This is a genomic window from Pollutibacter soli, from assembly GCA_029269725.1.
Classification (GTDB): domain Bacteria; phylum Bacteroidota; class Bacteroidia; order Chitinophagales; family Chitinophagaceae; genus Pollutibacter; species Pollutibacter soli.
Genome location: JARJHS010000001.1, coordinates 511,840 through 524,148 on the forward strand (window position 1 = coordinate 511,840; position 12,309 = coordinate 524,148).

Sequence of the window (12,309 nt, forward strand, 5' to 3'; positions counted from 1 at the left end):
AGAGCTATTCTAATTGAGGAATTTGACACAGATTGCAGCGTTGTTTTAATTCGATTTTATGGAATACGTACATTCAATTCTCACGACAGCAAGCCCGGAACGCATCTGGAATTTGTTTACAGATGTGAAAAACTGGAAGAGCTGGGATGCTTCTGTACAGGATGCGGACATCAGCGGAGATTTTGCAACCGATGCCCAGGGTGTGGTAACACCTGGCAAGGGACCGAAGTCAAAATTCAAGATTACGTCCTGCAAGCCCAATTTCACTTACACCATGGATACGAAACTTCCATTGGCTCATTTATACATCCGTCGCCTGATCGGGTATCACAACAAGAAAACCATGATCACTAATGAGATCTGGATGGAAGGCCCACTTGGTTCTTTCTGGTGGAACCTCATCGGCAAAAAATATCTTTCCATGATGCCTAATATCATGGACAGGTTTAAAAAAATTGCTGAGTCACGGGCTGATTAATATTTTCTTCGTTTATTTTCACGCTTCAATTTTTGCTGTGTAACTGCAAATCACCTCGTCGTGTATTTGCAGTTAGTCATTTGAGAAAACTTTGAGTAAGATCAGAGCTGATTGTCAATTTTCAAAACCAGAACACAGAACATTTAAACTGACTGCATGAAAAAATTTCTGCTGATTTTTTTGCTTTTCCCGCTATTCACAATTGCACAGCCTCCTGGTTCAATCGATGAGAAGGTTGCAAAAATGAAAAAGTTTCAGGGGTATATTCCCTATTACTGGGACGAAATTTCGGGAAAAATCTGGATGGAAATCAGCAGACTTGACCAGGAATTTTTATATGTGATGTCTTTGCCTGGTGGATTGGGCTCTAATGATATTGGACTCGATCGCGGGCTTTTAGGTGGTGGCAGGGTAGTGAAGTTTACGAAAACGGGAAGAAAAATTCTACTCGTTGAGCCCAATTATGGATTTCGTGCCGTAAGTGGCGATCTGAAAGAGAAAAATGCAGTTGAAAATTCATTCGCAAAATCAACGCTCTGGGGGTTTACAGTAGAAGCAGAAACTTCGGGCAGGTATCTTGTCGATGCAACTGATTTCCTGATGCGTGATGCGATGCAGGTGACTAATCGGCTGAGACGCGGACAGCAGGGAAATTACACGCTTGACAAAAGCAGGTCGGTTATTTACATAGACGGGTTGAAAAATTTCCCGTTGAATGCGGAACTGGAAGCAGACCTGACCTGGGTAAATGCAGATGGTATCACAGGCAATTATGTGAATGAAGTTGCGCCATCTTCGGAAGCTATCACGCTCAGAATGCATCATTCTTTTGTGCAATTACCTGACAGTGGGTATAAGCCAAGGTTGTTTGATCCGCGAAGCGGATTTTATCCTGTCACCTATTTCGACTATAGTACACCGGTACCTGAGCCGATTGTAAAATATCTCGCCTGCAGGCATCGATTGGAAAAGAAAGATCCTTCAGCAGCAGTAAGTGAAGCTGTAAAACCGATCATTTATTATCTCGATAACGGAACGCCTGAACCGATAAGAACAGCATTATTGAAAGGAGGAAACTGGTGGAACCAGGCCTTCGAAGCAGCTGGCTACAAGGATGCTTTCCAGGTAAAAATTTTACCAGACACTGCAGACCCTATGGATATCCGTTACAACGTGATCAACTGGGTGCACAGATCAACAAGAGGATGGAGTTATGGCATGTCTGTTACAGATCCCAGAACGGGAGAAATTATCAAAGGACAGGTTTCACTGGGGTCGTTGCGTGTCCGACAGGATTACCTGATTGCGCAGGGATTATTGGCACCCTTTGAAACAGGTGTTCCGGCTGATGATAAAATGCTGAAAATGGCTTTGGAAAGATTAGAACAACTGTCGGCACATGAGATCGGGCATACGCTGGGTATCATGCACAATTATGCTTCAAGTGTTTCCAATCGTGCGAGCGTTATGGATTATCCGCATCCGTTGGTAAAACTAAATGCAGCTGGTGAAATTGATTTGTCTGATGCGTACGATCATAAAATAGGTGAGTGGGATAAGATGGCCATCACCTGGGGTTACCAGGATTTCCCGGTTGGTACAAACGAATCGCAGGCATTGAATAAAATTCTTAATGACGGTTCACAGAAAGGGTTACAGTTTATTTCTGACCGTGATTCCCGGGACCCCGGTGGCCTGCATCCACAGGCGCATCTCTGGGATAATGGAACAGATGCTTCCTCCGAATTGCTCCGTGTGTTGCAAATCAGGGAAAAAGCGTTGGCAAATTTCGGAGAGAAAAATATCCGTGACGGTTTTCCTTTGTCAATGCTGGAAGATGTACTTGTACCTATTTATTTTTTCCACAGATACCAGGTAGAATCAGCCGTGAAAGTATTGGGCGGAAGAATGTACGCTTATAAATTGAAAGGTGACGTACAACCATACACGAAAATGGTGAGTAAGGCCGAACAAATGAAGGCACTTGACGCTTTGATAAAATGTATCGATCCTTCGGTATTAAAACTTCCTGCTCCTGCAGCAGCGTTGATACCGCCAAGGCCGGCGGGCTACGATTTCGGGAGAGAACTCTTCAGGAAGCGAACAGGCCTGATGCTGGATCAGTTAAGTCCTGCAGAGTCAGGCGCAGATTTTCCGTTGTCATTTATTTTTCATCCGGCAAGAATCAATAGGATTGTTCAGCAAGAGACTGAAGGCGGCCCTTCTCTGACGGAAGTACTCAATCGTCTTATTGAGAATACTTGGAAGGCCCCAAGGAAAACCGGTCTGGAAAAATTGATTCAGCTTCAGACGGAACAGATATTACTGACTTATCTTTTGAATGCAACTGTTGATGATAAACTTGCATTTCCTTCTTCCGCAATCGCACAGCAAACTTTGAATAATCTGAAATCCTGGATCAATTCCAGAAAAGCTGCCACCACTGATCCTGTATACGCAGGGCATTTAATACTTGCTCTGGAAAGAATCAAAGCTCCGGAAAAAGCAAAGCCGACAATTTTTCTTCCGGTTCCTCCGGGTGCACCCATCGGCTGCGACGAAGAAATTTATGGCATCGTGAGATAGCCTGAAACTCGCTCTCCATGAGCGTTTTCAGCGATCGGAATGTATAATGCTCCGTATTTTTGTAATGCAGAGGTTTTAACGATACCTTAGTTTTTTCTATTTTGTAGTACATTTAAACAAAACATCGGACTACTCAGTCATTATGCAGACGAACGGATTAAGCAACGATCTTGAACGCATCGCACACAAAACAATGGCGGATATTGTAGAGATCCGTCTGCGTGATTTTCTGAAAAAGAAAGCATTTAAGCCGGGTGATGCATTGCCAAAAGAAATTGAACTCGCCGAGTCGCTCGGTGTGAGCAGGAACGTTGTACGTGAAGCATTAAGCAGGCTTCGTATGCTGGGAATGATTGAAACAAAACGTAAACGCGGGATGGTTCTGGCCAGTCCCGACATTATGGGTTCCTTCGAGCGCGTCCTTGATCCCATGTTCATCAATGAAAACACACTCCGCGATATTTTTGAACTAAGACTCACCCTGGAAATGGGGCTTGCCGATTTGCTGTATCTCCGGATGAAAAAAGAAGATGTTGACGAACTGGAAGAAATAGCAAAAAATCAGAAAATTACTGCAGGCCAGCATAGTTTCAGGATTAAGAATGAAATCGCATTTCACGGAAAGTTATACACAATGACGGGAAATGACACCCTGCAGCGTTTTCAGAATATGTTACTGCCGATTTTCGGTTACCTGGTATCGTTAGAAAAAGTTCCTATCATAGGAAAGGTTTCTCACCTTGATCTTGTCAATATACTTCGCAAAGGCGGTAAAGAAGATTTCCGCCAGGGAATGTTTTTGCATCTGGAGCATCATTTTAAGAAATTGAAGTAGAGAGGCATCAGTAGGGAGGCGGGAGAATTAGTCAGCAGGGAAAAGCTTCAGAAATAGAATCAACTCGAATTTAAATAGTTTATGCAAATTCCTTAGACATCAGATGTCAGGTTTTTTAAAATTGTATACACGCCATGCATGGTGTCAAAACAATTTTACGAAGGAACAAATACAAATTTCAGAATCGTTCAGTTGCTATTGAACAAATAAAAAGGTGAAAAATCAATCGATACCTGCATTGAAATTTGTAGAGACAAGGCATGTCTGTCTCTACAAATTTTTGGATTAAAAATTGGCTAAGAAATTCATTTTTTTTTACGTTCAATTTACCTATTGCCAAATCAAATAAAAGAATTGAGTCTAAGGCTTTACTATCTGCTAGTTTCTAATTCTCCTGCCTCCTTACTCCTTTCTCCTGCCTTTCCTCACATACTCTTCAAACCTCTCAGTAAATTTCCACTCAAACTCCTTATTTTTCTGATATCCATGATTGGGGTACTTCACTTTCACCGCTTCCATTTCATCAATATATGCTTTCAGCAATTTAGGATCAGCGAGCGGATCACGGGTTTCTTTCTGCCATTGCTGAAGTGCTTTTTTTAATTCACGAAGCACCTGTTGCATTTCCGGTTTTTCGGCCAGATCATTCCATTCAGCCGGGTCGTTATCAAGATCATACAATTCATATTCAGGAGGGAAATGCCAGCGATAATAAGCGCGACGAACGGAATCGGGTGCTGAACGCAATTCAGGTTCTTCCGTACCTCCATAAAAATGTTCGTTGAAATGACGTGCATATAAAAAGTATTTCGGGTTTTCTACACCCGGACGAAGATTGTGAATGAGTTTGTAACGGTGATTTCGAATCCCGCGGGTAGGGTAGAAGAATATTGAAGTACCACCGTCACATTCAGTTGCAAGGTATTTCCTCACCAATGGATCCGGTACATCTTCGAGTATAGGTCGCAGTGAGTGACCAGCAATTTTTTCTGTTACCGGTTTTGAAGCAAAATCCATAATCGTCGGAAGAAGATCAACAACAGAAACGAGGTCATTATTTACGCTGTTTCTATTCTTTACCAATGGACCTCCCATAATCAGGGGGATCTTCATCCCACCTTCATAATTTGACTCCTTCCCCCTGGAGAACTGTGCCCCATGATCACCGAGATAAATGATCAGAGTGTTGGAGCTTTTCCCTGCAGAATCAATTGCTTTAAACAATCGTCCACACAATTCGTCCATTCGCTCCATGCTGTTGTAATAATCCGCTGTATAGTTCAGCAGCCGATCGCTTTTTGTTCCGACAAATGATAATGTTGTTTTCAGATCCTTCCCATCGATAGGTTTTGCTGGCATTCCTTCAGCCTGCCGAACCAAAGGATAATGTGCATCAGGAAAATTCACCATCAGAAAGAATGGAGAATCTGAAGCATTCATGAATTTTTGCGACTGGCGTATATATTCCATCATATTCTTCCTGGCAAAATTTGCATTGTCGATCGCATGGAAATCAAATGGAATTTCAGATTCCGGATTAACATGAATTTTCCCAATGATCCCGGTGCGGTAACCTGCATTCTGTAAAAACACAGGCAGGGTTTTTATACCGGGATACATATGATACTTATGTGTCGCCAAACCTGTCTGACCATTCTGATGCGGATACAAACCGGTGAATATCGAACTGCGTGAAGGGCTGCAGAGCGAATAGGTAGTGTATGCATTGGTGAATCGTACACCTTCCTGCGCCAGTTTATCGAGGAAGGGAGTTTGCAATACTTTTTCGCCATAACAGGAAAGTTCAGGACCGTTGTCCTCCGAAACAATTAATATAATATTCGGCCTGGATGATTGAGCAGAAACAGAAACAGTAAGCAGAAACAGAAAAATAACAGGCAGTATATGGCGATGTACAGATAGGAATCTCATATTCATCTGATAAGCGCCCAAAAGTATTTATAATTCATTTTATGTCCTACATAAATATCTAATTTGATTTTTTGATTCATTATTATTCTGAAAATTTAATCCAATACAACTAATTATTTATCAACGCCTAAACTGTGATTTGGCACCGGATTAGAAAGGTCTTTTTCAAATTAATTTGGAAAAAGAAAATATTTTTCCATCTTTGTTATGTAGTACATAACTACAAAAAAGACGATCGAAAAATTAACCAACGATTCAAAATGCTTTCTTGCTTATGAAAAAGAAATGGTCTTTTTTTTTAAAGCTGCGGATATTACCCCTGATCGCAGCCTTATTTTATTTTCACTCAATCGCTAATGCACAATCCGTTAAGGTGAGTGGACGTGTTACTGACAGTCTTGGTAACGGCGTCGGCAATGTGAGCGTGAAAGTAAAAGGTACCAACACAGGTACCACCACTACCAACGACGGTAGTTTCATAATTACTGCCCCGGGCAATGAGTCTGTACTCGTATTTACGAGTGTTGGTTTTATACCGCATGAAGTGGCTGTCAGCCAGGGAATCTCTACCATCGTGTTGCGTTCCGAAAACCAGACACTAACAGATGTTGTGGTAATCGGATATACAACACAAACCCGTTCTAAGACATCGGCTTCAGTGGCAAAACTCGGAGTCGACGAATTGAAGAACAGGCCAAGTCCGAATCCCGTGCAGGCGATGCAGGGTAAGCTCGCTGGTGTATCAGTTCCCATTACTTCCGGTCAGCCAGGTGCGGGAGCAACAAATATCATCATCCGCGGTGGTACAAAACTCAATGTTTATGGTAGCGGTCTTGGAAACAGCGGCGGTAATCCGGTGGGTGGTGCTGACAATACCGGTCCGTTGGTAGTAATCGATGGTGTATTCAGATCCATGGATGATATTAACCCTGATAATATAGAATCATTCCAGGTAATGAAAGATGCTGCTTCAACGGCAATCTATGGAGCACGCGGTGCGAATGGTGTGATCGTGATCAAAACAAAAGGTGGCAAGTTCAACCAGAAAATGAACATCACCTTCAATAACAGGACAACCTGGGAAACACAGTTGCGTGATTACGATTATCTCGATGCGGAGCGTTACCTGACATTGGCAAGAACAACCGTATTCAATACAAAAGACCCGCTGGATAAAAATAACCTGCTTTACAATGCTGGTTTTTCAGCTGGTACCAGAAGCTTTACAACACCAGGTCAGTACGGCAACTTCGTATACACGACGGCGTTATATGATAACCTCGTGGCAGTAGAAGGCCAGGCGTATGTTGATAAACTTTTAGCAAGTGGCTGGAGAACTATGGATGATCCGATCAATCCCGGTTCAAGATTGATTTTTGCAGATAATCATTACCAGGAAAAATTATGGGAAACCGGTCTCTCACAGAATAACACACTGGCTATCGATGGCGGAAGCGAAATGGCCAATTACAACATTTCTTCTTCTTATACCGATCAGAAAGGTGTTTTCGCAGGTACCCGGTATAAAAGATTTGACATCCTTGGAAATTTCGGTTTTAAAGTGGCTAAGAATGCAAGAATTGATGCGATGGTGAATTACCAGAATGTACAACCCAATTATGTTGAAGCATTCCAGAACGATCTTACGCGCGGTACGCGTCTTACTCCATTGATCCGCCTGACCCGCGATGATGGCCGTCCTCATCTCGGAGAATTGTATTCGGCCAGAAATCGTTTTCACACACTCTATTATGATGATCTGCGTGTGAAAACTGAAAGATTCATAACAAGGCTGGGAGGAGATATCACTATTATTAAAGGTCTGCATTTCCGTCCTTCATTCTCTTATCTGATGAACGATTACACGTACATGTTTAAAAGAGATGCTACACCGGCAAACGAAATTCAACCTTCAACACAGCGACAGAAAAACAGCAATGCAGATAATACCCGGCAGTTCATGATCGATCAGATCCTGAGCTACGATTTTCATATCGGCGAGAAAAACAACTTCTCTGCCCTTGCTGGATTTAACTATACCATTAACAGGCGGTCCACAACAACAATCGGTTCACAACGTGCTACCAACGATTACGTGTACACGATCAGTGAACCAGCCACTACAGTTTTGAATGGACAGACAGTTTCCAATGTTACCAACTTTGGAACGACACTTGGCGAAACCCGGTCTGCGAGCTTCTTTGGCCAGGCGAACTACGATTACGATGGTAAGTATCTCGCGAGTGCTTCGTTGAGAAGAGATGGTTTCTCGAATTTCGCTCCGGAAAATAAATGGGCAATGTTCCCATCGGTTTCCGCTGGTTGGAACATCCATCGTGAAGAATGGTTTAATGTGAAGCCGATCAGTATGCTGAAAATTCGTGGTAGCTGGGGTACAGCAGGTTTGAGTGACCTGAGCATCACAGATACATATGGCGGATATGGTGCAGTTGACTATGCGCGTGGAGCAGGCATCCTTCGTACCAACCTTTCAAACCCTGGTTTGATCTGGGAGACAACAGAAACAACAGATCTCGCTCTTGATGCAGGATTTTTCAAAAACCGGATCACTCTGACTCTCGGCTGGTACAACAAACTTACCAAAGATCGTTTAGCCTCAAAACCATTACCATCTGAATCTCCTTTCCCTTCTATAACATACAACAATGGTGTGTTGCAGAATAAAGGTATCGAAATCGAACTCGGCGCAACCGTAATACAAGCGAAAAATTTTACCTGGAGAACCAACTTCGTTTTTGCAAAAAACAATCAGAAAGTACTTGAGCTTCCTGACAACGGCCGTCTGAAAAACAGGCAGGGTGGTGATATCGTTTACGACCCGAAAGCAAAGGCCAATGTTGAAGTTGGAGGAATCGCAGAAGGAGAAAGACCGTATGCATTCTATGTTTACCAGGTACTCGGAGTTTTTGCAACTGAAGCTGACGCTCAGGCATGGAATGCAAAAACAAAAGATCTCCTGGCATCTCCACAGGGTATTACCAATGGTAAACATGCCGGTGACTTTATTTTCAACGACGTGAATGGTGATGGTGTGATCGATACAAAGGATCAGGTTTTCATCGGTTACAGAACTCCGAATATCACCGGTGGATGGCAGAATACTTTCACCTACAAAGGAATTTCGCTTCGCTTTAATATGGATTATGCACTTGGTCACATGATCAGTAATGGTGCGCTGGCACGTTCACTGGGCCAGGGTCGCGCATTTAACGAAGGTGCTCCTGAGCAGGCTGTTGGTCCGGATATCTGGCAGAAAGAAGGCGACCAGGATAAACAATATGCAAGGTTCTCTTTTGCTGATTTCGATTTCGGACAACGCAATTACATCAGGTTGGGTACACTCGGCAACAACAACTCATATGGTTCTGATGTATCTGCAATGACTGAAAAAGGTGACTTCCTCGCATTCCGTGAAATCACACTGGCATACGATATCCCTGCAAGAATCATGAAGAAAATCAAATCAACCGGCATGAATGTTTTCGCAAGCATTTTCAATATCGGTTACCTGACAAAATACACAGGAATCAATCCTGAAACTTATACAGGTTTTGATGCAGTAGGTTATCCAAGGCCAAGACAGTACACGCTCGGAGCAACCATCAGATTCTAATTGTAAAACGATTGCAGAACAGAGCCTAAAACAATGTTATGAAAAAATTTATCAGAGATATAGCGATCATTTTATCATCAGCAGTATTCCTGACCAGCTGTGAAAAGATGCTGACGGTTACACCACAGTCGGCCATAACCGAAGAAAATTACTTTAAGAATGAAGGTGATTTTGAACCTTACGTTACAGGTATCTACACTTTCATGCGTGCAATAACCAACAACGTTACTTATGGAATGGAAAGAGGCGAGGAGCTGATCAGTGCCTCCAACGCACGTTTCACTGTTGCCTGGTCGCAGGAGCTGTCACCAACATCAGGAGCCATAAATTATAATGACCCCTGGTTTCGTGGGATCGGTAACTGTAACCTGTTGCTGGAGAAAATAAAGGACTTTACATTTACTACTGATCCTAATTCCAAAACAAGGATCATGGCAGAGGCATATGCATTGCGCGCTTATTTTTACTTTCACCTCACACGCGTGATCGGTGACGCGCCGCTGATGTTAACAGCTGTTGTAAATGACAACGTACCATTGTTGCCAAGATCACCTGCTACAGATGTGATGAAACAAATCATCAGCGACGTTGATTCTGCGATACTCCTGGTCAGATCACTACCCAATTTTACACCCAATAGTTATCCTTCAAAATATCGCTTTGCCTATGGTTCAATGCAGGCTTTAAAGGCCGATGCGAAACTATGGAGTGCTAAAGTATTGGGTGGCGGAGCTGCTGATTTCAATGATGCAATTGCTGCAATTACAGAAGTTGAAACAACAGGCGTCGCTTTAAATGCAGATTTCAAGAATGTTGTTGGATTACGTGCCTCTTCAAATCCGGAAGTTATTCTCGCAGCATTTTATAACCGTGATGAAACCAGCAATAACTATGTAGTGAATGCACTTCCATTCATTAATATCGTTGCAGGTGCTGTTAATATTGATAGCTTACCAACAACTGCAAGCTCCGCGAATGGCCAGGGGGCCTACCAGATCAGTCCATTGTCAAGGTCCATCTTTAATGTAAATCCGACCGACAAAAGAATTCCATATACCTGGGTTACTGAACGTACGGCAACTACAACAAAAATTTCATGGATCACAAAATATCCGGGTACAAAATATCCTGAAGATCGCGTTCCTGACAACGACCTGATCATTTATCGCCTTGCAGATCTTTACCTGATGAAGGCGGAGGCTTATGCGGCATTGGGAAATACAACTGATGCAAAAACGTATCTCGATAAGGTGCGGGTACGTGCCGGCATAGGAGAGTACACAGGCTCACTCGATAAAGCGGCTGTGGAAAGAGAGATTCTTGATGAGCGCGCCCGCGAACTGTTTTTCGAAAACAAGCGCTGGTTCGATCTGGTACGTTTCCACTACGGAGGTACAATCAATGTATACAATTATGTACCCAACCTTGCCGGAAAGACGACACCGTTATTCTGGCCGTTGAACACGACCGTGCTGGCAAATAACAAACTTATTGAGCAGACTGCAGGCTACTAACGTTGAACGTTTAACGTTTAACGTCGGTGCCTGACGTGCAGGATAACCACACCTGAATGTAACAAGTATAAATACGGATGTTGAGAATATCAAATATCAAGTGTTGTGCAATGATGTGCTCATTGTTGATTTTCTGGACCCTTGGTTCCAATGCTCAACAGGCGGCCTTTACAGATACATTACTTTTATTTGAGCCTAACCGCGATGGATACTCGATATATCATTGCCCTGCCCTCCTGGTTACAAAGAAAGGTACAATACTCGCTTTTGCAGAAGGCAGGTACGGAAAAGGAAAGGATCATGATGAAATGGACCTCGTATACAGGCGAAGTACAAATGGGGGACAATCATGGGAGAATTCGAAAGTTCTCATGCCGTTCACCAAGGGCAAACCAACCAGTAATATCACTCCGATCGCTGACAGAAACGGCACTGTTCATTTGATTTATCAGAATAACTATTCAAATGTCTTCTATTTAAAATCGATTGACGAAGGAAAAACATGGAGCAAGGCAAAAGATATTACTTATGCATTCGATGCATTTAAAAGTGAGTATAACTGGAAAGTAGTTGCGCCCGGCCCGGGACATGCCATTCAATTAAGAAAAGGTCGCCTGGTAGTGCCGGCATGGTTATGTATTCCCAACAAAAACATCCCGGGTGGTGATCATCGTCCAAGCTGTGTAGTAACAGTATATAGCGATGACAACGGGAACACCTGGAAGCGCGGAAGCATCATCGCTAATAACGGTGATATCGCTTCAAATAATTCTGCGGACAGCATATTTAATCCGAGCGAATCAGTTCTCATTGAACTGGCTGATGGAAGAGTAATGATCAATATGCGCAATGAAGCGCTGGCTAATCGGAGAGTTGTTGCCATTAGTCCGGATGGCGCTACCAACTGGACTAGGCCATATTTTGACAACCATCTTTTCGAACCTGTTTGTCAATCCAGCATGGTCAGATTTTCCGGAAGTAATGACGATAAGACCAGGATACTTTTTGCAAACCCGGACAGTCGCAACAATTCAGTGAGTACAAGAAAATCTCAAAAAGTATATCGGCCGAGGGAAAACATTACAGTTCGCATGAGCTATGATGAAGGAAATACCTGGCCTGTTTCAAAAGTCCTGCATGAAAAAGGATCGGGTTATTCTGATCTGCAGGTCGATTCAAATGGAACAATCTACGCCCTGTACGAAATCCGTAATGGAAATGATAATGATTGGGTGTACCGCGTCGTCGTTCGAAGGTTTAACCTGGAATGGATGACGGAAGGAAAAGATTTTATCTCAAAAAGAAATAGCACCGCTGCTAAGTAAACAAA

Annotated in this window: 7 protein-coding genes; 6 read left to right on the forward strand and 1 reads right to left on the reverse strand. The window is 43.0% G+C overall.

The window, feature by feature from the left end; translation table 11 throughout:
• Nucleotides 1-58 precede the first annotated feature (58 nt).
• The 3 genes from P2W82_RS02200 (at nucleotide 59) to P2W82_RS02210 (ending at nucleotide 3,899) form a co-directional block, all read left to right on the forward strand.
• Nucleotides 59-478 carry an SRPBCC family protein gene (locus P2W82_RS02200; RefSeq protein WP_336514197.1) on the forward strand — a complete coding sequence of 140 codons (420 nt, stop codon included), beginning with the start codon at nucleotides 59-61 and terminating at the stop codon, nucleotides 476-478.
• 156 nt (nucleotides 479-634) lie between these two features.
• Nucleotides 635-3,064, forward strand: coding sequence for a zinc-dependent metalloprotease (locus P2W82_RS02205; protein ID WP_336514198.1), 2,430 nt, complete (start codon nucleotides 635-637; stop codon nucleotides 3,062-3,064).
• Nucleotides 3,065-3,206: 142 nt separating this feature from the next.
• Nucleotides 3,207-3,899: a FadR/GntR family transcriptional regulator gene (locus tag P2W82_RS02210; RefSeq protein WP_336514199.1), complete on the forward strand. Its 693-nt coding sequence runs from the start codon at nucleotides 3,207-3,209 to the stop codon at nucleotides 3,897-3,899.
• A 402-nt stretch (nucleotides 3,900-4,301) separates the two neighbouring features.
• Here P2W82_RS02210 and P2W82_RS02215 read toward each other — a convergent pair whose 3' ends face one another.
• The gene (locus P2W82_RS02215) at nucleotides 4,302-5,831 is read right to left on the reverse strand and encodes a sulfatase family protein (RefSeq protein ID WP_336514200.1); all 1,530 of its coding nucleotides are present in this window, start codon (nucleotides 5,829-5,831) and stop codon (nucleotides 4,302-4,304) included.
• Nucleotides 5,832-6,105: 274 nt separating this feature from the next.
• Between P2W82_RS02215 and P2W82_RS02220 the strand changes: the two genes are divergently transcribed.
• From P2W82_RS02220 to P2W82_RS02230, 3 genes are all read left to right on the forward strand, one after another.
• On the forward strand, nucleotides 6,106-9,465 hold the full coding sequence (locus P2W82_RS02220) for a SusC/RagA family TonB-linked outer membrane protein (protein WP_336514201.1): 3,360 nt from the start codon (nucleotides 6,106-6,108) through the stop codon (nucleotides 9,463-9,465).
• Nucleotides 9,466-9,503: 38 nt separating this feature from the next.
• Nucleotides 9,504-10,979, forward strand: coding sequence for a RagB/SusD family nutrient uptake outer membrane protein (locus P2W82_RS02225; protein WP_336514202.1), 1,476 nt, complete (start codon nucleotides 9,504-9,506; stop codon nucleotides 10,977-10,979).
• Between the two features lie 110 nt (nucleotides 10,980-11,089).
• Nucleotides 11,090-12,304 (forward strand): sialidase family protein, encoded by a 1,215-nt coding sequence (locus P2W82_RS02230; protein ID WP_336514203.1) that lies wholly within the window; start codon nucleotides 11,090-11,092, stop codon nucleotides 12,302-12,304.
• The last annotated feature ends 5 nt before the right edge of the window (nucleotides 12,305-12,309 follow it).

Bases quoted from the DNA above. Each gene is read 5' to 3' on its own strand.
- P2W82_RS02200 (WP_336514197.1), top strand. From the start codon at position 59: ATGGAATACGTACATTCAATTCTCACGACAGCAAGCCCGGAACGCATC.
- P2W82_RS02205 (WP_336514198.1), top strand. From the start codon at position 635: ATGAAAAAATTTCTGCTGATTTTTTTGCTTTTCCCGCTATTCACAATT.
- P2W82_RS02210 (WP_336514199.1), top strand. From the start codon at position 3,207: ATGCAGACGAACGGATTAAGCAACGATCTTGAACGCATCGCACACAAA.
- P2W82_RS02215 (WP_336514200.1), bottom strand. From the start codon at position 5,831: ATGAGATTCCTATCTGTACATCGCCATATACTGCCTGTTATTTTTCTG.
- P2W82_RS02220 (WP_336514201.1), top strand. From the start codon at position 6,106: ATGAAAAAGAAATGGTCTTTTTTTTTAAAGCTGCGGATATTACCCCTG.
- P2W82_RS02225 (WP_336514202.1), top strand. From the start codon at position 9,504: ATGAAAAAATTTATCAGAGATATAGCGATCATTTTATCATCAGCAGTA.
- P2W82_RS02230 (WP_336514203.1), top strand. From the start codon at position 11,090: ATGATGTGCTCATTGTTGATTTTCTGGACCCTTGGTTCCAATGCTCAA.